General features: G+C 60.7%; 17 protein-coding genes. 8 read left to right on the forward strand and 9 right to left on the reverse strand.

All coding sequences use genetic code 11. From position 1 onward, the window contains the following. Window positions 1-57 precede the first annotated feature (57 nt). The 4 genes from ptsP to KW840_RS07830 all read left to right on the forward strand — a co-directional run bounded on the left by ptsP (window position 58) and on the right by KW840_RS07830 (window position 7,336). Window positions 58-2,919 carry a phosphoenolpyruvate--protein phosphotransferase gene (gene ptsP / locus KW840_RS07815; RefSeq protein ID WP_218494894.1) on the forward strand — a complete coding sequence of 954 codons (2,862 nt, stop codon included), beginning with the start codon at window positions 58-60 and terminating at the stop codon, window positions 2,917-2,919. Continuing rightward, window positions 2,919-3,860 carry a 1-phosphofructokinase gene (pfkB, locus tag KW840_RS07820; RefSeq protein WP_218494895.1) on the forward strand — a complete coding sequence of 314 codons (942 nt, stop codon included), beginning with the start codon at window positions 2,919-2,921 and terminating at the stop codon, window positions 3,858-3,860. Before ptsP ends, pfkB begins: the two co-directional genes overlap by 1 nt. Before the next feature lie 11 nt (window positions 3,861-3,871). Then, a complete protein-coding gene (locus KW840_RS07825; protein WP_218494896.1) occupies window positions 3,872-5,611 on the forward strand; it encodes a PTS fructose-like transporter subunit IIB in 1,740 nt (579 codons plus the stop codon). A gap of 183 nt (window positions 5,612-5,794) precedes the next feature. Continuing rightward, the gene (locus tag KW840_RS07830) at window positions 5,795-7,336 is read left to right on the forward strand and encodes an alkaline phosphatase (RefSeq protein WP_218494897.1); all 1,542 of its coding nucleotides are present in this window, start codon (window positions 5,795-5,797) and stop codon (window positions 7,334-7,336) included. A 128-nt stretch (window positions 7,337-7,464) separates the two neighbouring features. On the opposite strand, the gene KW840_RS07835 is transcribed toward KW840_RS07830, so the two are convergent. Next, a complete protein-coding gene (locus KW840_RS07835) occupies window positions 7,465-9,993 on the reverse strand; it encodes a sulfite reductase flavoprotein subunit alpha (RefSeq protein ID WP_218494899.1) in 2,529 nt (842 codons plus the stop codon). 255 nt (window positions 9,994-10,248) lie between these two features. Next, entirely contained in the window at window positions 10,249-12,573 is a 2,325-nt protein-coding gene (locus KW840_RS07840; protein WP_057716460.1) for a TonB-dependent siderophore receptor, read from the reverse strand. Between the two features lie 207 nt (window positions 12,574-12,780). On the opposite strand from KW840_RS07840, the gene KW840_RS07845 reads away from it, so the two are divergent. Beyond that, window positions 12,781-13,461 (forward strand): Fe2+-dependent dioxygenase, encoded by a 681-nt coding sequence (locus KW840_RS07845; RefSeq protein WP_057716459.1) that lies wholly within the window; start codon window positions 12,781-12,783, stop codon window positions 13,459-13,461. Continuing rightward, the gene (locus KW840_RS07850) at window positions 13,458-14,216 is read left to right on the forward strand and encodes a tetratricopeptide repeat protein (protein ID WP_218494901.1); all 759 of its coding nucleotides are present in this window, start codon (window positions 13,458-13,460) and stop codon (window positions 14,214-14,216) included. The genes KW840_RS07845 and KW840_RS07850 overlap by 4 nt, the downstream gene beginning before the upstream one ends. 157 nt (window positions 14,217-14,373) lie before the next feature. Here KW840_RS07850 and KW840_RS07855 read toward each other — a convergent pair whose 3' ends face one another. The 5 genes from KW840_RS07855 to KW840_RS07875 all read right to left on the reverse strand — a co-directional run bounded on the left by KW840_RS07855 (window position 14,374) and on the right by KW840_RS07875 (window position 19,648). After that, window positions 14,374-15,537 (reverse strand): type III PLP-dependent enzyme, encoded by a 1,164-nt coding sequence (locus KW840_RS07855; RefSeq protein ID WP_056728269.1) that lies wholly within the window; start codon window positions 15,535-15,537, stop codon window positions 14,374-14,376. 660 nt (window positions 15,538-16,197) lie between these two features. Further along, window positions 16,198-17,355: a betaine/proline/choline family ABC transporter ATP-binding protein gene (locus tag KW840_RS07860; protein WP_057716457.1), complete on the reverse strand. Its 1,158-nt coding sequence runs from the start codon at window positions 17,353-17,355 to the stop codon at window positions 16,198-16,200. Next, entirely contained in the window at window positions 17,352-18,005 is a 654-nt protein-coding gene (locus tag KW840_RS07865) for an ABC transporter permease (protein WP_057716456.1), read from the reverse strand. Before KW840_RS07865 ends, KW840_RS07860 begins: the two co-directional genes overlap by 4 nt. Window positions 18,006-18,017: 12 nt before the next feature. Further along, window positions 18,018-18,911, reverse strand: a complete 894-nt coding sequence (locus KW840_RS07870) for a glycine betaine ABC transporter substrate-binding protein (RefSeq protein WP_218494902.1) — start codon at window positions 18,909-18,911, stop codon at window positions 18,018-18,020. A 20-nt stretch (window positions 18,912-18,931) separates the two neighbouring features. After that, a complete protein-coding gene (locus KW840_RS07875) occupies window positions 18,932-19,648 on the reverse strand; it encodes an ABC transporter permease (RefSeq protein WP_057716454.1) in 717 nt (238 codons plus the stop codon). A gap of 438 nt (window positions 19,649-20,086) precedes the next feature. On the opposite strand from KW840_RS07875, the gene KW840_RS07880 reads away from it, so the two are divergent. Together KW840_RS07880 and KW840_RS07885 are read left to right on the forward strand one after the other, a co-directional pair. After that, the gene (locus tag KW840_RS07880) at window positions 20,087-21,670 is read left to right on the forward strand and encodes a peptide chain release factor 3 (RefSeq protein WP_057716453.1); all 1,584 of its coding nucleotides are present in this window, start codon (window positions 20,087-20,089) and stop codon (window positions 21,668-21,670) included. A gap of 338 nt (window positions 21,671-22,008) precedes the next feature. Further along, complete coding sequence (locus KW840_RS07885) at window positions 22,009-22,263, forward strand: hypothetical protein (RefSeq protein WP_057716452.1); 255 nt, start codon at window positions 22,009-22,011, stop codon at window positions 22,261-22,263. 197 nt (window positions 22,264-22,460) lie between these two features. On the opposite strand, the gene KW840_RS07890 is transcribed toward KW840_RS07885, so the two are convergent. After that, complete coding sequence (locus KW840_RS07890; protein ID WP_218494903.1) at window positions 22,461-23,441, reverse strand: peptide ABC transporter ATP-binding protein; 981 nt, start codon at window positions 23,439-23,441, stop codon at window positions 22,461-22,463. After that, on the reverse strand, window positions 23,441-24,409 hold the full coding sequence (locus KW840_RS07895; protein WP_057716450.1) for an ABC transporter ATP-binding protein: 969 nt from the start codon (window positions 24,407-24,409) through the stop codon (window positions 23,441-23,443). Before KW840_RS07895 ends, KW840_RS07890 begins: the two co-directional genes overlap by 1 nt. Window positions 24,410-24,412 lie beyond the last annotated feature (3 nt).

Below are 24,412 nucleotides of genomic sequence, written 5' to 3' on the forward strand. Positions count from 1 at the left end.
TAAGCTGACTCATTCAAAACAATACCTGGTGCCCCAAGGCGCCAAAAAGGAGAAAGCATGCTCGAGCTCACTGTAGAGCAGATTTCGATGGGCCAGTCGGCTGTGGATAAGTCCGCAGCCCTGCAATTGCTGGCCGGGCATCTGGTCGCCGACGGCCTGGTTGCCGAGGGTTATCTCGCCGGCTTGCAGGCGCGGGAGGCTCAGGGCTCGACCTTTCTCGGTCAAGGTATTGCCATCCCCCACGGTACGCCCGAAACCCGCGACCTGGTGTTCACCACCGGTGTGCGCCTGATGCAGTTCCCCGATGGCGTGGACTGGGGCGATGGTCATATCGTTTACCTGGCGATCGGTATCGCCGCCAAATCCGATGAACATCTGCGCCTGTTGCAATTGCTCACCCGCGCCCTCGGCGAGACTGACCTGGGCCAGGCCCTGCGTCGCGCCGGTTCCGCCGAAGCCTTGCTGAAGTTGCTGCAAGGCGCGCCGCAGGAGCTGGCGCTGGATGCACAGATGATCGGTCTCGGTGTGGCGGCCGAAGATTTCGAAGAGCTGGTCTGGCGCGGCGCACGTTTGCTGCGGCAGGCCGACTGCGTGAGCAACGGTTTCTCCGCCGTGCTGCAGCAGGTTGAAGCGCTGCCCTTGGGCGATGGCCTGTGGTGGCTGCACAGCGAACAGACGGTGAAGCGTCCGGGCCTGGCCTTCGTCACCCCGGACAGACCGCTGCGTTATCTCGGCCAGCCACTCACTGGACTGTTCTGCCTGGCCAGCCTCGGTGAGGCCCATCAAGCCCTGCTCGAACGCCTGTGCGCGTTGTTGATCGAAGGGCGTGGCCATGAGTTGGGGCGCGCCACCAGCAGCCGCAAGGTCCTCGAAGTGCTCGGTGGTGAAGTGCCCGCCGACTGGCCCAGCGCGCGAATTGCATTGGCCAACGCCCACGGCTTGCATGCGCGCCCGGCGAAAATCCTCGCGCAACTGGCAAAGAGTTTTGAAGGTGACATCCGCGTACGCATCGTCGATGGCCATGACAGTGCGGTGTCGGTAAAGAGCTTGAGCAAGTTGCTCAGCCTCGGCGCCCGTCGGGGGCAGGTCCTGGAAATCATCGCCGAACCGGGCATCGCGGCGGATGCGTTGCCGGCCTTGTTGGCCGCCATCGAAGAAGGCCTCGGTGAGGAAGTCGAACCGCTGCCGCCGGTAAGTCAGACGCGTGAAGTCGTTGCCGATATGACCGAAGTGGTCCTCGCCCCGTTATCTGGCAGTGTGGTTCAGGCGATTGCCGCCGCTCCGGGGATCGCCATCGGCCCGGCGCATATTCAGGTGCTGCAAACCATCGATTACCCGTTGCGCGGCGAGTCCGCCGGCATCGAGCGCGAGCGCCTCCAGCACGCCCTGGCGCAGGTACGCCGTGACATCCAGGGCCTGATCGAGCGCAGCAAGAGCAAAGCCATTCGCGAAATCTTCATTACCCACCAAGAGATGCTCGACGACCCGGAACTGACCGATGAGGTCGATACGCGCCTCAAACAGGGCGAAAGCGCCGAGGCGGCGTGGATGGCCGTGATTGAAGCGGCGGCTCGGCAACAGGAAGCGTTGCAGGATGCCTTGCTCGCCGAGCGTGCGGCCGACTTGCGCGACATCGGGCGTCGGGTGTTGATGCAGCTCAGCGGCATCGAAACCCCGAGCGAACCGGATCAACCGTACATTCTGGTGATGGACGAGGTCGGCCCGTCCGACGTCGCGCGTCTCGACCCGGCTCGCGTGGCGGGGATTCTCACCGCTCGGGGTGGTGCTACGGCGCACAGTGCGATTGTTGCCCGGGCGCTGGGTATTCCGGCCTTGGTCGGCGCCGGTCCCGGCGTGTTGCTGCTGGCACCGGGTACGGCTTTGCTGCTCGATGGCCAGCGTGGTCGTCTGCATGTGGACGCTGACGCGGCGACCTTGCAGCGCGCCACGGCCGAACGCGATACCCGCGAGCAACGCTTGAAGGCGGCTGCTGAACTGCGTCATCAACCGGCATTGACCATCGATGGCCACGCCGTCGAAGTGTTCGCCAACATTGGTGAAAGCGCCGGCGTCACCAGTGCGGTGGAGCAGGGCGCCGAAGGCATTGGCCTGTTGCGCACCGAACTGATTTTCATGGCCCACCCGCAAGCGCCCGACGAGGCGACCCAGGAAATCGAGTACCGCCGCGTTCTCGACGGTCTGGCCGGGCGGCCGCTGGTGGTGCGCACCCTCGATGTCGGTGGCGACAAACCGCTGCCGTACTGGCCGATTGCGAAGGAAGAGAACCCGTTCCTCGGCGTGCGCGGCATTCGCCTGACCTTGCAGCGTCCGCAGATCATGGAAGCGCAACTGCGCGCCTTGTTGCGGGCTGCCGACAACCGGCCGCTGCGGATCATGTTCCCGATGGTGGGCAGCGTCGACGAGTGGCGCCAGGCCCGTGACATGACCGAACGCCTGCGCCAGGAAATCCCGGTCGCCGACCTGCAACTGGGGATCATGATCGAAGTGCCGTCGGCGGCATTGCTGGCACCGGTCCTGGCCAAGGAAGTCGATTTCTTCAGCGTCGGCACCAACGACCTGACCCAGTACACCCTGGCCATCGACCGTGGCCATCCGACGCTGTCGGCCCAGGCCGATGGCTTGCATCCGGCGGTGCTGCAACTGATCGACATCACCGTGCGCGCGGCCCATGCTCACGGTAAATGGGTCGGTGTGTGCGGCGAGCTGGCGGCCGACCCGCTGGCGGTGCCGGTGCTGGTCGGCCTCGGAGTGGATGAGCTCAGCGTCGGGGCGCGCAGCATTGCCGAGGTCAAGGCGCGGATTCGCGAACTGGGCTTCACTCAGACTCAAACCCTTGCCCGACAGGCCCTGGCCGTGGGCAGCGCCAATGAAGTGCGCGCATTAGTGGAGGCCCTGTAATGGCCCGGATACTTACCCTAACCCTTAACCCGGCGCTGGACCTGACCGTCCAGTTGCCGCGCCTTGAAGCCGGCCAGGTCAACCGCAGCGATGTGATGCACACCCACGCCGCCGGCAAAGGCGTGAACGTGGCGCAAGTGCTGGCGGACCTCGGGCATCAGCTGACCGTTAGTGGCTTTCTTGGCGAAGACAACCCGCAAGCGTTCGAAACATTGTTCGCCAAACGCGGTTTTGTCGATGCCTTCATCCGCGTTCCGGGCGAAACCCGCAGCAATATCAAACTGGCGGAAAGCGACGGCCGCATCACCGACATCAACGGGCCGGGGCCGCAGGTCAGCGAGGCGGAGCAGCAGGCCTTGATGGATCGGCTGGAGCAGATTGCTCCGGGGCACGATGCGGTGGTTGTCGCCGGAAGCTTGCCGTTGGGCGTCAGTGCGCAATGGTTGCAGGCGTTGATCTTGCGCTTGAAGAACCTGGGGCTGAATGTCGCCCTCGACACCAGCGGCGAGGCATTGCGCGCAGCGCTGAAAGCGGGGCCGTGGCTGATCAAACCCAACACTGAAGAGCTGGCCGAGGTGCTGGGCTGCGAGGTCGTGTCGGTCAGTGCCCAGGCCTTGGCGGCGGAGCGTTTGCATGCCCAGGGTATCGAGCATGTGGTGATTTCCCATGGCGTCGATGGCGTGAACTGGTTCAGCGTCGGCTCGGCGCTGCATGCCACACCACCCAGGGTCAACGTCGCCAGCACGGTGGGTGCGGGTGATTCGTTGCTGGCGGGGATGCTCCACGGTTTGCTCAGTGCCGATACGCCGGAGCAGACCTTGCGCACCGCCACGGCGATTGCCGCGATGGCAGTGACCCAGATCGGATTCGGCATTGGCGATGCAGCGCAACTGGCGCAGCTCGAACAGGGTGTGCGCGTGCGTCCCCTGACAGAACAATAAGAGGGATTGTCATGAAGTTAGCCATCGTTACGGCCTGCCCGAACGGCATGGTCACCAGTGTGCTGTGTGCCCGGCTGCTCGATGCCGCGGCCCAGCGCCAGGGCTGGAGCACCAGTGTCGAAGTCACCGATGCCGCGCATCCTGAAAAGCAACTGTCGGCGGCCACCCTCGACGCGGCTGAGTGGGTGCTGCTGGTGACCAGCGCGCCGGTGGAAATGTCGCGCTTTGTCGGCAAGCGGGTGTTCCAGAGCACCCCGGCCCAGGCCCTGCAAGACGTGGAAGCCGTGCTGCGCCGTGGAGCGCAGGACGCTCAGGTTTACGCCGCCGAAGAGGCCGTCGTCGAACCTGTGGCGGTTGTCCAGAACGCGCCGCGACTGGTGGCCGTTACCGCGTGCCCGACGGGTGTCGCTCACACGTTCATGGCCGCCGAAGCCTTGCAGCAAGCGGCCAAGCGCCTGGGCTATGAGCTGCAGGTGGAAACCCAGGGCTCGGTCGGCGCGCGCAATCCATTGAGTGCGCAAGCGATTGCCGAGGCCGATGTGGTGCTGCTGGCGGCCGATATCGAAGTCGCCACCGAGCGTTTCGCCGGCAAGAAAATCTATCGCTGCGGCACCGGCATAGCCCTCAAGCAAGCCGAAGCGACGTTGAAAAAGGCCTTGGCCGAAGGTCAACAGGAAAGCGCATCGAGCGCTGCCAAAACAACGGCCAAACAGGAGAAGACGGGCGTCTATAAACACTTGCTGACCGGCGTGTCCTTCATGTTGCCGATGGTGGTGGCCGGCGGCTTGATGATCGCCTTGTCGTTCGTGTTCGGCATCACCGCGTTCAAGGAGGAGGGCACGCTGGCGGCGGCGTTGATGCAGATCGGTGGCGACAGCGCGTTCAAGCTGATGGTGCCGCTGCTGGCAGGCTATATCGCCTATTCCATCGCCGACCGTCCGGGCCTCGCGCCGGGGATGATCGGCGGACTGCTGGCGAGCACCTTGGGCGCCGGTTTCATCGGCGGGATCATTGCCGGCTTTCTTGCCGGTTATGCGGCCAGGGCGATCAACCGTTATGCGCGATTGCCGCAAAGTCTTGAGGCGCTCAAGCCGATCCTGATCATCCCGCTGCTGGCGAGTCTGTTCACCGGTCTGGTGATGATCTACGTGGTCGGCAAACCGGTCGCCGGGATGCTTGCCGGGCTCACGAACTTTCTCGACAGCATGGGCACCACCAACGCGATTCTGCTCGGTGTGTTGCTGGGCGGCATGATGTGCGTCGACCTCGGCGGGCCGATCAACAAGGCGGCCTATGCGTTTTCGGTGGGGTTGCTGGCGTCGCAGAGCTACGCGCCGATGGCGGCGACCATGGCGGCCGGCATGGTGCCGCCGATCGGCCTGGGCATCGCCACGTTCATTGCCCGACGCAAGTTCGCCCAGACCGAGCGCGAGGCCGGTAAAGCAGCGCTGGTGCTGGGGCTGTGCTTTATCTCTGAAGGGGCGATTCCTTTTGCGGCGAAAGATCCGCTACGGGTGATTCCGGCGAGCATCGCCGGCGGTGCGCTGACGGGTGCGTTGTCGATGTATTTCGGCTGCAAATTGATGGCGCCCCATGGTGGGTTGTTCGTCCTGGCGATCCCGAATGCAATCAACCATGCGCTGCTCTACCTGTTGGCGATTGTGGCGGGGAGTCTGTTGACGGCGGTGGCGTATGCGCTGGTGAAACGGCCGGAGGTGGTGGAGTTGGCGGTAGAACCCGTCACCGCCTGACACCTGACCCTGTGGGAGCGAGCTTGCTCGCGATGACGGATTCACACTCAACAAGTATGTTGGCTGAACGTCCGCTATCGCGAGCAAGCTCGCTCCCACAGGGATCTTCAGCGCTGGGAAGATTTGTGTCATGCCAGGGTCATAGGGTCATGCTTTAGTTTTTCCTTTTCCAGGGAGAACACCATGAGCGATTTCAACCTCGGGCGCCGTCGTGTCATGCAAGCGGTCGGCGCCGGGCTGTTGTTGCCGGGGCTGGCGCCGGCGGTGATCGCTTCGGTCAAGGATCGGCCGCAACTCACCGACGGCGTACAGTCCGGCGACCTGCTGGGCGACCGGGCGATCATCTGGAGCCGCTGCGACCGCCCCGCGCGGATGGTGGTGGAGTGGGACACCCGCAGTCTGTTTCCCAACCCACGGCGTTTCGTCTCGCCCCTGGTCGATGCGCGCACCGATTTCACCGCCCGGGTCGAACTCACCGGGTTGCCCGCCGGTCAGGCGATTTTCTATCGCGTGCAGTTTGAAGACGCCCAGAGCGGTATCGCCAGCGAGCCCTGGTTCGGTCACTTGCGCAGCGCGCCGCAGGCCCGCCGTGACATCCGTTTTGTCTGGAGCGGCGACACCGTCGGCCAGGGCTTCGGCATCAACCCCGACATTGGCGGCATGCGCATCTACGAAGCAATGCGCCTGCGTCTGCCAGACTTTTTTATCCACAGCGGCGACACCATTTACGCCGATGGTCCGATCCCGGAACAGCTCATCACAGAAGGTGGCCGTGTGTGGCGCAACATCACCACCGAGGCCAAGAGCAAAGTCGCCGAGACCCTTGATGAGTACCGCGGCAATTACCGCTATAACCTGATGGACGAAAACATCCGTCGTTTCAATGCCGAGGTCCCGCAGATCTGGCAGTGGGACGACCACGAAGTGGTGAACAACTGGTCGCCGGGCAAACAGCTGGATGCGCGTTACCAGGACAAAGATATCCACAGTCTGGTGGGCCGCGCACGCCAGGCCTGGCTTGAATATGCGCCGATGCGTTTGCAGAGTGCCAATGGCGGCGGGCGGATCTATCGCAAGCTTGGTTACGGGCCGCTGCTCGATGTTTTTGTACTGGACATGCGCAGTTATCGCGGGCCCAACGATGACAATCAGGGCGCTGAAAAACCTTTCCTCGGGCGTGAGCAACTGGACTGGCTCAAGCGCGAAATGCAGGCCTCGAGCGCGCAATGGAAAGTGATCGCCGCCGACATGCCCATTGGCCTCGGCGTGCCCGACGGCGAGGTCAGCCCTGGTGTCGCGCGCTGGGAGGCCGTGGCCAACGGTGAACCCGGCCCGGCACAGGGGCGTGAACTGGAGATCGCAGAACTGCTCGGCTTTCTGCGGGCGCAACAGGTGCGCAATTTCCTGTTCCTGACCGCGGATGTGCATTACTGCGCGGCCCATCATTACCATCCGGATCGGGCGGCGTTTCAGGATTTCGAACCGTTCTGGGAGTTCGTCGCCGGACCGCTGAATGCCGGTAGCTTTGGACCGAACTCGCTGGATAAAACCTTTGGTCCTGAAGTGGTGTTCGAGAAGGCGCCACCCGCGCAGAACGTCTCGCCGTTTGCCGGGTTTCAGTTTTTTGGCGAGGTGAACATTGATGGGCAGAGCGGGGAGTTGAGCGTGGTGTTGCGGGATCTGGACGGGGTGTCTGTATTCGAGCGCAAGTTGCAGCCGGTTTGAGATGGAGATGGATGCATGAACCCTTGTGGGAGCGAGCTTGCTCGCGATGGCGGTATTACATTCAACACATTGGTTGACTGATAGACCGTAATCGCGAGCAAGCTCGCTCCCACAGGGAACTCAGTGAATCAGTACACGTCGCGGCGGTAGCGGCCCTGTTCGATCAGACGCTCCACTTCGGCGCTACCCAACACTTCGTTGAGCACCTGATCCACGCCCGAAGCCATGCCTTGAAGGCTGCCGCAGATGTAGATCACCGCATCGTCCGCCAGCCACTTCTTGAGCTCGGCCGCCGATTCACGCAGGCGATCCTGTACGTAAATCTTTTCGGCCTGGTCGCGGGAAAATGCCAGGTCGAGGCGCGCCAGATCACCATTGATCAGCCACTCCTCCAGCTCCTTTCGGCACAGGTAATCGTGCTCGCGGTGGCGCTCGCCAAACAGCAGCCACTGGCGTTGCTGACCATCGGCAATCCGGGCCTTGAGCAGGCTGCGCAACCCGGCCAGGCCCGTGCCATTGCCCAGCAGGATCATCGGCACCGGTTGGGCCGGCAGATGGAAACCACTGTTGCGCCGCACGCGCAGGCTGATGGAACTGCCCACCGGCGCGTGTTCGGTCAGCCAGCCGGAACCGACACCGAGGTTGCCGTCGGCATGCACTTCCTGACGCACGATCAATTCCAGCACGCCATCGGCCGGGATCGACGCAATGGAATACTCGCGCATCGCCAGCGGCACGAGGGCCTCTGCCAACGCTTGGGCGTGCAGGCCGACCAGGTGGGCGCGGTTCTCCGGCAACTGGCGGCTGGCCAGGGCCTGTTCGAGGGTTTCTTCCAGGCCGTTGAGTTGCACCTTGGTTTCACCGTGAATCCCCATGCCATCGAGGAAGTGCTCGATGGCCCACGGGCAGTTGCGCGGCATCACTTCCACCAGGTCGCCCGCCAGCCAGCTGCTGGTGGAAGGAGGCTTGAGGCCCAACAAGTACACCGGCGAGCCACTGCTGTCCGGATTGAGCAGTTCACGATGCAGCAGGGTCCAGTTGTCGTAGCTGGGCGCTTGCCAGGTATCCACGGGGGCCTGGCCGGTCAACAGGCCCAGTTGCTGTTGCCAGTGGCGCAAGGCGTAAGGGTCACCGCTGTCGACCTCCACCGGGGCGAACAGGGTCTTTGCGCCATGTTCGCCCAACCAGGCGTGCAGGCGTTTGGCGAAACCGCAGAAGTGTTGATACTGCCGGTCGCCCAACCCCAGGACGGCGTAATTCAGGCGTTCCAGGCTCGGTGTCCGGCCCAGTACCTTGCGCTCGAAACTGCGGGCGCTGTCCGGTGCTTCGCCGTCGCCGAAGGTGCTGACGACGAACAAGGCATTGTTCGATTCATGCAAGTCCTGCTCGCTGACGTCCGCCAATGGCTGCACTTTGACCGGCAAGCCTGCGGCCTGCAATTGTCCGGCGGTTTGCCATGCCAGCTGTTCGGCAAAACCACTTTGGCTGGCGAAGCCGATCAGCCACGTCGGCGCGTCGCTGGCGGTTTGCACGAGATCTTTGCGCGCATCCTTGATCTGGCGTTTTTTGCGCCGACGATCCAGGTACAGCATCCAGCCGGTGATGAAGAACAGCGGCATGGTCAGCGAGGCGATGGTCAGGATAATGCGCCCGACGATGCCGAAGTAACTACCGACGTGCAGCGCATAGATGCTGGTCAGCAGTTGCGCCTTGAGGCTCTTGTCGCTGTAGCGATCAACCCGTTTGACCACGCCGGTGGCCGGGTCGAGGGTGATCTGGTTCAGGGCGCGGTCGTGAGGCGAAGTTTTCAGCAGGAAGTAAACGGTCGCCGGTTGGCCGGCCACGGGCGGCATGCGCACGTTATAGGAGCTGAGTTGCGGGCCGGCCGCACTGTAGATGCTGCTCCACATCGCCGCGTAATCGGCCGTCGGTGCCGGACCGCTTGGCGCAGGGCCGCGTCCGCCGCGCACGCGTTCGCTCTGTGGTGAGTCGGAGAGCAACCGGGTCAGGCCTTTGTTGTACCACTCGTAGGACCAGGACAACCCGGTCAGCGCCGCCAGGAGGTAAAACACCAGGCACCAGGTGCCGGCCACCGAGTGCAGGTCCCAGTTGAAGCTGCGGCCCTTTTTCTTCCAGTCCAGGGTCAGCCAGGTCCGCCAGCTTTTCCACTGGCGAGGCCAGCGCAGGTACAGGCCGGACAGGCAGAAGAACACCAGGATCAGCGTGCACGCGCCGGTGATCTGCCGACCCGTGTCGCCCATGGCGAGGAAACGGTGCAGTTGCAGCATCAGGCCGAAAAAGCCCTGGCCGTTGGCGTCGCCGAGGAACTCGGCGGTGTACGGGTCGAAGTAGCGCATCTCGCCACGGCGTTCACCCGGCGGCGGGGTGAACCACACTTTGGCGGCGCTGCCGCTGTCGGTTTCCACCGTGAGCATCGAGACTTTTTTGCCCGATGCGGCTTCGATTCGCTCCACCAGTTCGACGGGCGGCAGCACACCGGCGACCTGTTTCTCGACCTGCAACACAGAAGGATTGAGTGTGCTCAGGATTTCATCCTGAAACGACACCGCCGCCCCGGTGATGCCCATCAGGGCCAGGACCAGCCCGGCGCTGATGCCGAAAAACCAGTGCAACTGGAACAGGGTTTTCTTCAACACGTCGCTCGCCTTGTTCGTTCAAGTTGATTCATCACGGCGCGCATTATGCCGTGGGGTTGTCGAGAAGCATTCTTTTTTACGCACAAAGGCCCCGTTCATGTGGATGAACGGGGCCGGGTCTGATTTCAGCATTCACCCTCTCCTGTGGGAGCGAGCTTGCTCGCGATAGCGGTGTGTCGGCCAACATAAATGTTGAATGTGGCGACGTCATCGCGAGCAAGCTCGCTCCCACAGGGATTGCAGTGTGAGTGGCAATCAGAAGTGGAAGTTGGTGCTCAGCAAAGCGGTACGACCGGCCGCCTGGTTGGCGAAGTGAGTCGAGAACGCCTTGTCGTAGTAGGTTTCGTCGGTCAGGTTCTGTACGTTCAGTTGCAGGTCGACGTTCTTGGTCAGCTTGTACGCCGCCATTGCGTCGTAACGAACGTAGGAATCGACCATGGTGGTGTTGGCGGCACTGCCGAACACGTCATCGACATAGAACGCACCGCCACCGATGGTCAGCCTTGGCGTGACCTGATAGGTCGTCCACAGGCTGGCGCTGTTTTTCGGCGTGTTAGGCAGTTCGTTGCCGTTGTTGGCTTTGTTTGCCGGCAGGTCGCCGCCATCGACTTGCTCGCTGTCCATGTAGGCGTAACCGGCGAAGACCTGCCATTTGTCGGTGAGCTTGCCGGTGGCCGACAGTTCGATACCTTGAACGCGGGTTTTGCCGACGTTTTCAAACGTAGTGGTGTTGGTTTGCACACGAGCGTTTTCTTTCTCGGTGCGGAAGATGTCGGCAGTCAGGGACAAACGATCGTTCAGCAGATCCCACTTGGTACCGATTTCGTAGTTCTTGGTGGTTTCCGGCTCCATGTCGCTTTTGAGCAGGTTGCCGTTGCGATCCGGCGTGCCGCCCAGCGGGTTGCCTTCCGCGCCATCGCCGAGGGTGTTGCCCGGTGGAGTGGCAGATGTCGCGTAGGACGCATAGATGCTGCCGTTTTCGGCTGGTTTGTACACCACACCGAACTGACCGGTAACGAACTCGCTGGTGTCATCGCCCTTGGACGTGGTCACGCTGGAACCGTTGAAGGTTTTGTAGTCGGTGTCGAAATGGTCGTAGCGCAGGCCCATGTTCACCAGCCACTGCTCGGACAACGTCAGGGTGTCGAATACATACAGTGCGTAGGTGTTGGCCTTGGTATCGGTGCCCGCGTAGTTGCGGGAGATGGCACCGCTCCACGGATCATTCGGCGTCGGGTTGGACAGCGAGGTGCAGTTGTAACCGCTTGGCGCGCCGATCAGTGCCGGCGAGCAGTTGTTGGTTACCGCTGCCGTTCCCGGGGTAGTGTCCGTGTTGACGTTGTACGAGGATTTTTCACTTTCCTCGTGGGTGTATTCGACACCGGTGGAGAAGCTGTTCTTGAACCCGGCGATGTAGATATCACCAAACAGGTCGGTCTGGTTGGTGGTGGTCTCGGTGTTGCTCACGCGGGTGTTCGCCCGGCGCCAGACGCTGCCGTTGTTGACGTTGCCTTTACTGTCGTCCGGCTGGGTCAGGATGTAATCCTGCATGCTGGTGCCGTGACGCAGGGTGTTCTTGATGGTCAGCGAGTCGCTCAGGTCGTGCTCGATGGCGAAGGTCGCGGTGTCGGTGCGGGTCTTGCGGAAGTCGCGGTCGGTCAGACCATAGAAATTGCTGCTGTCGCCGCCGTCATTCGGCTTGTCCGGGTTGGACTTGGTGCGTCCAGCCGCGAGAGTGGTCGGGATCGAGTACGGAATGCCCGAATCCGGCGTGTCGTTGCTTTCGAGGTGGTAGTAGTCGAGGTTGACGCGAGTGTCTGTACCCAGGCCGAAAGCCAGGGACGGTGCGACACCCCAGCGGTCGTAGTCGACGCTGTCACGTCCGGCGACGTTGCTCTCATGGCTCATCAGGTTCAGACGGCCAGCGGCAGTGTCGGTGAACTGATAGTTGCCGTCCATGGTGTAGCGCTGGGTCTGGTCGGAGCCCCAGGTGAAACCACCATCGAACGAATTGCCCAGGTGAGCTTTCTTGCTGACCAGGTTGATGCTGCCGCCTGCAGCGCCACGACCGCCGATGGCAGAGTTCGGGCCTTTGCTGACTTCGATCGATTCCACGGCGAAGATCTCGCGGCTCTGGGAACCGGTATCGCGAACGCCGTCCAGGTAGGTATCGCCCTGGGCGTCAAAGCCGCGAATGAACGGACGGTCGCCCTGTGGGTTGCCGCCTTCACCGGCACCGAAGGTGATGCCTGGAATGGTGCGCAGGGCGTCCTGCATGTTCATGGCGCCCGTGTCTTTCAACACTTGTTGCGGAATGACGGTGATCGAGCGCGGTGTGTCCACCAGCGGCGCGGTGTACTTGGGCGAGGAGGCTTTCTCTACGTTGTAGGTCGTCTCGTCCTGAGCTTCGCCGGTGATGGCGGTGGCGCCCAGCGAAATCACATTGCCCGGTGCTTTTTCGTCGGCTTTTTCCGCCGCGAAAACCATGTGGCCCGCAGAGCCGGCAGTAATCGCCATGCCGATGGCCGATGCGAGCAGACGTGGTGAACTGACCGGTACTTGTGGTTGTTGACGCGACATTTGAGTTCCCCTCCCCAAGGATTTGAGGCCGCGGAATATAGGGTAAACACGTATTCGTATCAATTGCGAAACATTACTATTCGCACTGAATTTACATTCTTTACAATTTACCCTTACGGTTTCTGCTGACTCATTCGTCAGATGTGTTTTACACAGTCAATAAGAATCAATACCATTGGCATCCCTTTGGTTTCAGGTGCCTTTGTCATGCTGCTGCACATTCCCGGCCTGTTTGAAAAAGACGAGGTGCAGCGCATTCGCGAGGCTCTGGAGCAAGCCGATTGGGCCGATGGCAAGATCACCGCCGGCTACCAGTCGGCGAAGGCCAAACACAATTTGCAGTTGCCGGAAGGTCACCCGCTGGCCAAGGAGATCGGCGCGGCGATGCTGGAGCGGCTGTGGAAAAATCCGCTGTTCATGTCAGCAGCGTTACCGCACAAAGTCTTCCCTCCGTTAGTGAACTGTTACACCGCCGGTGGCAGTTTCGACTTCCATATCGACAACGCGGTACGTCAGCCAAAAGGCAGCATCGAGCGGGTGCGTACGGATTTGTCCGCCACGCTGTTCTTCAGCGAGCCGGAGGATTACGACGGCGGCGAGCTGGAGATCCAGGACACCTTCGGCACCCAACGGGTGAAGCTGCCTGCCGGCGACATGGTGCTGTATCCCGGCACCAGTCTGCACAAGGTCAATGCGGTGACACGCGGAGCGCGACTCGCCTCGTTTTTCTGGACGCAAAGCCTGGTGCGTGAAGACAGCCAGCGCGCCCTGTTGTTCGAGATGGACGGGGCAATCCAGCAACTGACCCAGGACATGCCCGACCACCCTTCGCTGATTCGCCTCACCGGCACCTATCACAACCTGTTGCGTCGCTGGGTCGAGGTATGAGTTATCAACTGCGCCGCGAAGAAGTACTCGACGGTGACCGGCTCAAAGCCATGCTCGACGAAAGTCCGGCCCGTGCGGCCCAGGCCATCCTGATTGCCGCACGAGAAGGAGAGGTCGAAGCCCAGGCCTTGCTCGGGCAGATTCTGCTCGACGGCCAGGGGATCGCGCAGGACCAACCGCTGGCGCTGAGCTGGTTCGGCATCGCAGCGCGCCAGGGGCACCTCATGGCGCGCAACATGCTCGGTCGTTGCCATGAGCATGGTTGGGGCTGCGCTGCCAATGCATCGCTAGCGGCCAGGCATTACCGACTTGCGGCCACTGCAGGGCTGGATTGGGCGATGTACAACTACGCCAATCTGCTGGCGACCGGTCGCGGGGTGGTTGAGGATCAGCTTCAGGCACTGAGTCTCTATCGCCGTGCGGCTGAGTTGGGCCATGCAAAATCGATGAATCTGTTAGGGCGGTATCTGGAAGAAGGGCGGTTCTGTCCTGTGAATCCGGCAGCGGCTCGTAACTGGTATCGACGTTCGGCCGAAGGCGGGGATTTTCGCGGGCAGTTCAGCTTTGCTGCGGTCTTGACCGACGAAGGGAATATCGAGGATGCGTTGGTCTGGCTGCGCAAGGCGTTGGCCGGTGGCAACCTGAATTTTCTGCGAGTGGCGAGTCAGGCGCTGATGGGCGCGGACGATCCGAGGATCCAGGCACTGGCCCACGAATTCCATCATCGTGCCGAAGAATTAACCCCAGTCTCTTGAGCCTTTGTGGGAGCGAGCTTGCTCGCGATGACGTCATGACATTCAGCATCAATGTTGATTGAGCTATCGCCATCGCGAGCAAGCTCGCTCCCACAGAGGGGGGCGTAAATGAAAAAGCCCATGACAGGTCATGGGCTTTTTGTTTTCTACGCAGTATTTACACGTAGAACGACTTCAGCGGCGGGAAGCCATTGAACTCGACGGCGCTGTAACTGGTGGTGTACGCACCGGTCGACAGCCAGTACAGGCGATCACCGATGGCCAGGTTCAGTGGCAGGCCGTACTTGTAGTTTTCGTACATGATGTCGGCGCTGTCGCAGGTTGGACCGGCGATGACCACTTCTTCCATTTCGCCTTTCTTCTCGGTCCAGATCGGGAACTTGATGGCTTCGTCCATGGTTTCGATCAGGCCGGAGAACTTGCCCACATCCGTGTACACCCAACGCTCTACCGCGGTACGGGATTTACGTGCAACCAGTACCACTTCGCTAACCAGGATGCCGGCGTTGGCGATCAGCGAGCGGCCTGGCTCCAGGATGATTTCCGGCAAGTCATCACCGAAGTCTTCCTTCAGGAAGCGGATGATTTCCTCGGCGTAGGTTTCCAGGCTATTGGTGCGGGTGATGTAGTTGGCCGGGAAGCCGCCACCCATGTTGATCAGCTTCAGGTGGATGCCGTCTTCTTCCTTCAGGCGTTCGAAGATCACTTTGACCTTGGCGATCGCCGCGTCCCAGACGCTGATGTCGCGCTGCTGCGAGCCGACGTGGAACGAGATGCCGTAAGGCACCAGGCCCAGGTCGCGAGCGAGGATCAGCAGGTCCATGGCCATGTCGGTCTGGCAGCCGAATTTGCGCGACAACGGCCAGTCGGCGGTGGTCGAGCCTTCGGTCAGGATACGCACGTAGACTTTCGAGCCCGGTGCGGCCTTGGCGATGTTGCGCAGGTCGGCTTCGGAGTCGGTGGCGAACAGGCGCACGCCCTTCTCGTAGAAGTAGCGGATGTCCTTGGATTTCTTGATGGTGTTGCCGTAGCTGATCTGGTCGGCGCTGACGCCGCGACCAAGCACTTTGTCCAGCTCGTAGATCGAGGCGATGTCGAAGCTCGAGCCTTTCTCTTTGAGCAGGTCGATGATCTCGACGGCCGGGTTGGCCTTGACCGCGTAGTAGACCTTGGCGAATTCGAAACCGGCGCGCAGGTCGTCATAGGCCTGGCTGATCATCGCGGTGTCGATCACCACGAACGGGGTTTCCTGTTTGTCGGCGAACGCCTTCATTTTCTGAAAGGTTTCACGCGCGAAATAGTCTTCGACCTGGATCGACATACCTGGGAGCTCCTAAAGGCAAACGTTGTTAATCAATGGGTGCAAATGAACGTCCTCCGTATCCCCACTTTGGTTCGCCTACTTCCCAAGGCATGTCGCCGAAAGCAAAAAGGCCATGGGAAGTGCAGCTTTCCCTTGGCCTTGCTGTCTCGTCGTCAGTACTTGAGCCGGATGGATCGTTTCCAGCATGGACGTTCGGCGCGAACTTTAGGGCGTGAGGGGCTTGAGATCAACAAAAAATGTCGCGTTTTTGCACTCTTCTGACGCGCGTTGCAGGCATCACTCTTTGTAACCGACACAGATGACAGTCGGATGTTCCCGAGGATTTATGGAGTGTTAAAAATACCTGCACGTTCGACGCTTTTGTGTGCAAAGTCGCTAGTAACTACGATAGCGTCAACATCGGCGAAGTTGGCTGCGAAAAGGTGGGCTGAGAGGGGGTTTTACTATTCAGGAGCGTGTTTTCGGATGGTTTTTACAGACGCTACTGTTGATATTTTTTTCCGGCCTGCGAATCACTGGAAAATCGCATCGAACCTGTGGGAGCGAGCTTGCTCGCGATGACATTTTCACAGCCAGCATCGTAGTTGCCTGAAATGACGCCATCGCGAGCAAGCTCGCTCCCACAGGTTTTGTGTTTTTACCTGGTTATGTGAGCTGTCAGGCGACCACCGCCTCGGCTGGCGAGACGATATTGGTCTTCATTCCACGGGAGCGACCGGAGCTCAAATAAGCCGCTATCGACTCCTGCGTCACCTCGCCCAAAAACACCCGCTCGGCATCCATCACCGGCAACCACGCCCGATTGAACTCGTACATGCGCGACAGCAGGATGCGCAAATGTTCGTCGTACGCCGCCGTGGCGTTGAACTCGCGTTGGTACTGCGCGCAGGTGCCGGCCTGACGGTGCAAGTCGCGACGTCGTACATAACCCAGGGCTTTATTCTCGGCACAAGTGACCACCACATAGCGTCGGTCATGCTCGTCCATCAACTCCAGCGCTTCGGCCACCGGGGTATGCGGGCTGACGGAAGGCGCGTTGTCCGCCGCATCTTCGGCTTTCACCAGCAGCAGGCGTTTCAGTGTGCTGTCCTGGCCGACGAAGTTGCTGACAAACTCATCCGCCGGATGCGCGAGCAAAGTGTCCGGGTGATCGATCTGCAGCAGCTTGCCGGCGCGGAAAATCGCGATCTTGTCGCCGAGCTTGATCGCCTCGTCGATGTCGTGGCTGACCATGATCACGGTCTTGTTCAGCGCCCGCTGCATTTCGAAGAACTCGTTCTGGATCATCTCGCGGTTGATCGGGTCGACTGCCCCGAACGGCTCGTCCATTAATAGCAGTGGTGCATCGGCGGCCAGTGCGCGAATCACGCCGATCCGCTGTTGCTGGCCACCGGACAGTTCTCGTGGATAGCGATGCAGATATTGCTTGGGTTCGAGCTTGATCATGCTCATCAACTCGCGGGCGCGGTCGTGGCATTTCTGCTTGTCCCAGCCGAGCAGTTTCGGCACCACGACGATGTTCTCCTCGATGGTCATGTTCGGGAACAAACCGATTTGCTGGATGACGTAGCCGATGTTGCGGCGCAGCGTCACTTCGTCGAGGCCCGTGGTGTCTTCACCGTTGATCAGGATCTTGCCCGAGGTCGGTTTGATCAGGCGGTTGATCATTTTCAGCGTGGTGCTTTTGCCGCAACCCGATGGCCCGAGGAACACGCAGATTTCGCCTTCATTGACGGTCAGGCTCACCGAGTCCACGGCTTTCACATCTTTGCCGTTGCTTTGGAAGGTCTTGCTGAGGTTTTGAAGTTCGATCATTTCAGGAGTCCTTTTGGAGTCAGCGAACGTTGCAGCACTTGCAGGATCAGGTCGGCGATGATCGCCAGAACACTGACCAGTACAGCGCCGACAATCAGCATCGACATGTCGCTGCGGCTGATGGCAGCGAGGATGAGTACGCCCAGGCCACCGGCGCCGATGGTCGCGGCGATGGTCATGACGCCGATGTTCATGACCACGGCAGTGCGCACACCAGCGAGGATCACCGGCACGGCGATGGGTAATTCGACCATGCGCAGGCGCTGGCCGAAGGTCATGCCGATGCCGCGCGCGGCTTCACGGATGCCCGGTTCGACGTTGGTCAGGGCCAGGTAGGTGTTACGCATGATCGGCAGCAGCGAATACAGAAACACCGCGGTGATTGCCGGCATCGGGCCCAGGCCCTGGCCGAACTTGGAGTAGAACGGCAGCAGCAGGCCAAACAGGGCAATCGATGGCACGGTCAGCAGTACCGTGGCGCTGGCTTGCAAAGGCCCGGCGAGGCTCGGGAAGCGTGTCATCAGGATGCCCAGCGGCACGCCAACCACAATCGCCAGGGTCACGGCGATGCCGACCAGGGTGATGTGTTGGCCGGTCAGCTGTATCACCTGCTGCCAGTCGAGGTGGGAAAAGGCGTTGAGAAATTCCATGGCTTTTCCTCCTTATTTGATTGGATGCTGGCGCAGGAAATCTGCGGCAACGGACGAAGGGCTTTGGTGATCGACATCGACCCGCGCATTGAGCTCGCGCATGGTGTTGTCGTCGAACAGCTCAGCCAGAGGCTTGAGTTGTTCGGCCAATTGCGGATGAGCATCGAGGTAGGCCTGACGCACCACCGGTGCGGCGGTGTAGTCGGGGAAGTAATGCTTGTCGTCTTCCAGCAGTTTCAGCTTGAAGGCGTTGAGGCGACCGTCGGTGGTGTAGACCAGACCGGCAAACACCTGGCCGTTGCGCAGGGCGGTATAAACCAGACCGGCATCCATCTGGCGGATGTTCTTGCGGCTCAGGTTCATGTCGTAGAGCTTGACCATGCCATCAAGGCCGTCCGAGCGGTTGGCGAACTCGGTATCCAGCGCCACCAGATTGTTGGTCTCGGCTTCCTTGCGCAGCACCGAGTTCAGCTCGCTGATGGTATTGATCTGCGGGTATTGGTCGGCAACGTTTTTCGGCAGTGCCAAGGCATAGGTGTTGCTGAATTTCGACGGTGTCAGCCAGACCAGGCCTTTTTTCGCGTCGAGTTCTTTTACTCGTAAGTAGGACTGTTCGCTGTCGAGTTTTTCAGTGACATGGTTGTAGGCCACCAGCGAAACGCCGGTGTATTCCCAGAGCATGTCCAGTTGGCCACTTTCATGGGCGCTGCGGGCCAGATTGCTGCCCAGGCCGCCGGTCACCTGCACCTCGTAACCCTTGGTGCGCAGGTACTGCGAGGTGATTTCCGCCAGCAGGGTCTGTTCGGTGAACACCCGGGCGCCGATGCGGATCAACGGTTTTTCCGTGGCTTGGGCAAATCCTGCGAACAGCAGGACGCAGCCTAGTAAAAAGCTTGAAGTCTTCATGACGATTCCTTTGCCGAGGCTTAAGACGGGCGCAAGCCGCGTTCGAGCCAGAGACGGCTGGCGAGTGTCACCAGGCCGTCGAGCAACAAGGCCAGCAGGGCGGTGCAGGCCGCGCCGAGCAGCAATTGCGGCTGATTGTTCAGGGCGATGCCGGGGAAGATCAGGCTGCCGAGACTGTTGGCGCCGATCAGGAACGCCAGCGGCGCCGTCCCGACATTGATCGCCAATGCCACACGCACACCACCGATGATGATCGGCACCGCGTTGGGCAATTCGACTTTCCACAGCACCTGGCGCGGGGTCATGCCGATGCCGACGGCGGCTTCCTTGAGCGAACCCTGAACGTTTTTCAGGCCTTCGTAGGTGTTGCGCACGATGGGCAGCAAAGAGGCGAGGAACAGGGCGAAGATGGCAGGACCGCTGCCGATGCCGAGGATGCCCAAGGCGATGGCCAGGACGGCCAGGGGCGGAATGGTGTTGCCAATGTTGAAGAACTGCATGAAGCGTTCGGCACGGCCGATCATGGACGGGCGGCTGAGGAGGATGCCGGCAGGAATGCCCACGACAAGGGCGGCCAGCATGGAAGCGAGGACGAGAACCAGATGAGCTTGCAGGTAAAACAACAAATCGTCGCGGTAGTGTTCGATCGTGTTGATGCCGATCCATTGGATCAGCAGGGCCAGAAGGGCGAATACCAGCGCGCCTCCTATCAGCCCTTTGCCATAGTGGATAGCCACAGGCGGACTCCTTTTTTCAGTCGGCGAACACTTTCTCGTGTGGCAACGCCATTCCTGGCTGCCGAAAAAATGATCGCGATAAGCAGCTCATGCCGAGCGCGTTTCACTGTAGGAGCGAGCTTGCTCGCGAAAAACTTCAAGACAATGCGTACCTTCAGGTACCCAGCATTATCGTTGACGTCCATCGCGAGCAGGCTCGCTCCTACAGGGGGAAACGCACGGCAATCGAGCCATGAGCACAGCCTCGTCAGGCCGAATTGCAGGTGTTTCAGGCCCCCGACGAGTGGTCGTAACGGGGGAGTGGACGTCTCCGTGCTTTAAAAGGTTCCCATCTGCGCAAGCATTTGGCCACCCCAAATGTGCTCAACGGTTCGGTTCTTGGATCAACTTGGGCTATAATCTGCGCCCTTTTTTGAATCACCTGCCAGGCGATTTCCCATGACCAAACAGGCCGCCGAAGTCGCGAAACGCCGCACTTTCGCCATTATTTCCCACCCCGATGCCGGTAAGACCACCATCACCGAGAAGCTCCTGCTGATGGGCAAGGCGATTGCGGTAGCCGGTACGGTGAAATCTCGTAAATCCGATCGCCATGCCACCTCCGACTGGATGGAAATGGAAAAGCAGCGGGGTATCTCCATTACCACGTCGGTCATGCAGTTCCCGTATCGCGAACACATGATCAACCTGCTCGACACCCCGGGCCACGAAGACTTCTCCGAAGATACCTATCGCACCCTGACGGCGGTGGACTCGGCGTTGATGGTTCTCGACGGCGGTAAAGGTGTAGAGCCTCGGACCATCGCCCTGATGGACGTCTGCCGTCTGCGTGACACGCCGATCGTCAGCTTCATCAACAAACTCGACCGTGACATCCGCGACCCGATCGAACTGCTCGACGAAATCGAAGCCGTCCTCAAGATCAAGGCTGCGCCGATCACCTGGCCGATTGGTTGCTACCGTGACTTCAAAGGCGTGTATCACCTCGCCGATGACTACATCATCGTGTACACCGCCGGTCACGGCCACGAACGCACCGAAACCAGGATCATCGAAAAGCTCGACTCCGATGAAGCCCGCGCCCACCTGGGTGACGAGTACGAGCGTTTCATCGAGCAGCTGGAACTGGTGCAGGGCGCCTGCCACGAGTTCAACCAGCAGGAGTTCCTCGACGGTCAACTGACTCCGGTGTTCTTCGGTACGGCACTGGGCAACTTCGGTGTCGACCACGTCCTCGACGCCGTCGTTGATTGGGCGCCGCGCCCACTGGCACGCGTGGCCAACGAGCGCACCGTGGAGCCGGTGGAAGAGAAGTTCTCGGGTTTCATCTTCAAGATCCAGGCGAACATGGACCCGAAGCACCGCGACCGCATCGCCTTCATGCGTATCTGCTCGGGCAAGTACGAAAAAGGCATGAAGATGCGCCACGTGCGCACCGGTAAGGACGTGCGGATCGGCGACGCGCTGACCTTCTTCTCCTCCGAGCGTGAGCAACTGGAAGAGGCGTTTGCCGGCGACATCATCGGCCTGCACAACCACGGCACCATCCAGATCGGCGACACCTTCAGCGAAGGCGAAGTCCTGGGTTTCACCGGCATTCCACACTTCGCCCCGGAACTGTTCCGTCGCGTACGCCTGAAAGATCCGCTGAAATCCAAGCAACTGCGCCAGGGCCTGCAGCAACTGGCCGAAGAAGGCGCGACCCAGGTGTTCTTCCCGGAACGCAGCAACGACATCATCCTCGGCGCCGTCGGTGTGCTGCAGTTCGATGTGGTCGCCAGCCGTTTGAAAGAGGAATACAAGGTCGAGTGCTCCTACGAGCCGATCACTGTTTACTCTGCGCGCTGGATCGAATGCAGCGACAAGAAGAAGCTTGAGGAATTCTCCAACAAGGCTGTGGAAAACCTGGCGCTGGACGGCGGTGGTCACCTGACCTACCTCGCACCGACGCGGGTCAACCTGGCCCTGATGGAAGAGCGCTGGCCGGACGTGAAATTCCGTGCGACCCGTGAGCATCATTAAGCGCTGAGCTGCAAAATCCCAAAACCCCGTTGCGAAAGCTGCGGGGTTTTTTATTGCCTGGCGCAATTCCCTGTAGGAGCGAGCCTGTTCGCGATGAATCCAGCCGCGCTGCGTTTATCCAGACAGAGCGCGTCATCGTTAGCCTCCATCGCGAGCAGGCTCGCTCCAACAGGGGGCTTCGGTGTTAGTTGAGTTGTGAATAACCCCTATTCCAAACCAGTCTCCAAACCCGCTGCATTTTCCCCCGCCAGATAGCGTCCAATCTGGAGAACCCGGCTGATCGGAACTAGATTTGACTCAGCACCAGACAGGCACTCAACGAAAGGAAGGAATCGGCTATGAACAGGTTGTTTCGCGTTTTACTGCTGTTGAAGGTGATGGTGATGCTCTCGCTCGGAGCTTCGACGGCGTGGGCCGAGTGTATCGATCACGGGGAGCAGGCTTCGAGCGGGCAGGCGGGTTATGCGGGGTTGATGATCGCCAAGTCCGAATCGGAACCGGGAGATCAGGGGCAGGGCGGTGCGGACAACGACGATGACTCGACCACCGACGAACCGGACTCCGATGAGGAAGAGGGCGACAGCCAGACGTAGTCGCTCTATTGCAGGCAAAAGAAAACCCCTTCTGCCTGAGTGATGCGCATTCGAGGCGGAAGGGGTTTGGTTAACGCGTAATTACTTGAGCTACTCAATCCCTGTGGGAGCTAGCCTGCTAGCGATTGCGGTGTGCCAGTGAGCAGAAATGTTGACTGGTATACCGCTATCGCCAGCAGGCTAGCTCCTACAGTTTTTTATGCCGCGCCGTCGAGGAATTGCTCGGCGTAGTGGCAAGCCACCTGGCGGCCGGCGAGCAGGCGCAGGGCCGGCTCTTCAGTACTGCAACGCTCGGTGGCGTACGGGCAGCGCTTGTGGAAGGCGCAGCCGGACGGCGGGTTCAGCGGGTTGGGCAATTCGCCTACGATCTTGATTTTCGGCTTGTCCGGATCCGGGTGGATGGCCGGCGTCGCCGACAGCAGTGCCTGGGTGTAGGGGTGCAGAGGTCGGGAGTAAATGTCCTCTTTCGTGCCCATTTCCACCGGACGACCGAGGTACATCACCATCACATGGTCGGCAACGTGGCGTACCACTGCCAGGTTGTGGGAGATGAACACATAGGCGGTGTTGAACTCTTGCTGCAAATCCATGAACAGGTTGAGCACCTGTGCCTGAATCGACACGTCCAGTGCCGAGGTCGGTTCGTCCGCCACCAGCACTTTCGGTTGCAGCATCATCGCGCGGGCCAGGGCGATCCGCTGGCGCTGGCCACCAGAAAACATGTGCGGATAACGTTGATAGTGCTCGGGACGCAAACCCACCTGCTTCATCATCGCCTGGACTTTCTCGCGACGCTCCGCGGCGCTCAGGTTGGTGTTGATCAATAACGGCTCTGCAAGCTGATCACCGACTTTCTGCCGAGGGTTCAACGAGGCGTACGGGCTCTGGAACACCATCTGCACGTCTTTGCGCAGTTGTTTGCGCTGGGCCTTGTCGGCACCGGCGACTTCCTGCCCGGCAATTTTCAAGGAGCCGGAGGACGGCTCTTCGATCAGGGTCAGGGCACGGGCCAGGGTGGATTTGCCGCAACCCGACTCGCCTACGACAGCGAGGGTCTTGCCGGCTTCCAGTTCGAACGACACGCCGTTGAGGGCGCGCACGGTGGCGTGACCCTTGAACAGGCCTCGGGACACCTCGTAGTGACGGGTCAGGTCGCGGGCGGTAAGAACGACGGCCATTACGCCACCTCCTGGTTCAGCGGGTAGAAGCAGCGAGCGAGGCTGTTGCTTTTCTGGTCAAGGGCCGGACGTTGTTGACGGCAGTTGTCTTTCACGTACGGGCAGCGTGGCGACAGCAGGCAACCTTGCGGGCGGTCGTAGCGACCGGGAACGATGCCCGGCAGGGTCGACAGGCGCGAGGCACCCAGGCTGTGTTCCGGAATTGCCTTGAGCAACGCTTCGCTGTACGGATGTGCCGGAATGTCGAACAGTTGCGGCACCTGGCCGACTTCGACCGCCTGGCCGGCGTACATCACGCACACGCGCTGGGCGGTTTCGGCCACGACGGCGAGGTCGTGGGTGATCAGCACCAGGCCCATGTTCTGCTCTTTCTGCAACGCCAGCAGCAGGTCCATGATTTGCGCCTGGATGGTTACGTCCAGCGCCGTGGTCGGTTCGTCGGCGATCAGCAGTTTCGGTTCGCCGGCAATCGCCATGGCAATCGCGACACGCTGGCTCATGCCCCCGGACAGTTGATGCGGGTAGGCGTCCATACGGCTGGCGGCACCCGGGATTTCAACTTTTTCCAGCAGTTCGATGGCGCGCTTGCGCGCAGCCTTGCCGGACATTTTCAGGTGCAGGCGCAGCACTTCTTCAATCTGGAAACCGACGGTGTAGCTCGGGTTCAGGGCAGTCATCGGATCCTGGAAGACCATGGACAGGTCTTTACCCACGATCTGGCGACGCTGGCGATTGTTGAGCTTGAGCATGTTCTTGCCGTCGAAATTCAGGGCGTCAGCGGTGACGATCCCCGGATGCTCGATCAGGCCCATCAGCGCCATCATGGTCACGGACTTGCCGGAACCGGACTCGCCAACGATGGCCAGCACTTCGCCCTTGTCCACTTGCAGGTCGAGACCATCGACGACTGGCGTGGCGTTTTTGTCGCCGAAGCGAACGTTGAGATTCTTGATTTCTAGCAGTGACATGGG

Source organism: Pseudomonas sp. PDM30 (assembly GCF_019218985.1).
GTDB classification, from domain to species: domain Bacteria; phylum Pseudomonadota; class Gammaproteobacteria; order Pseudomonadales; family Pseudomonadaceae; genus Aquipseudomonas; species Aquipseudomonas jessenii.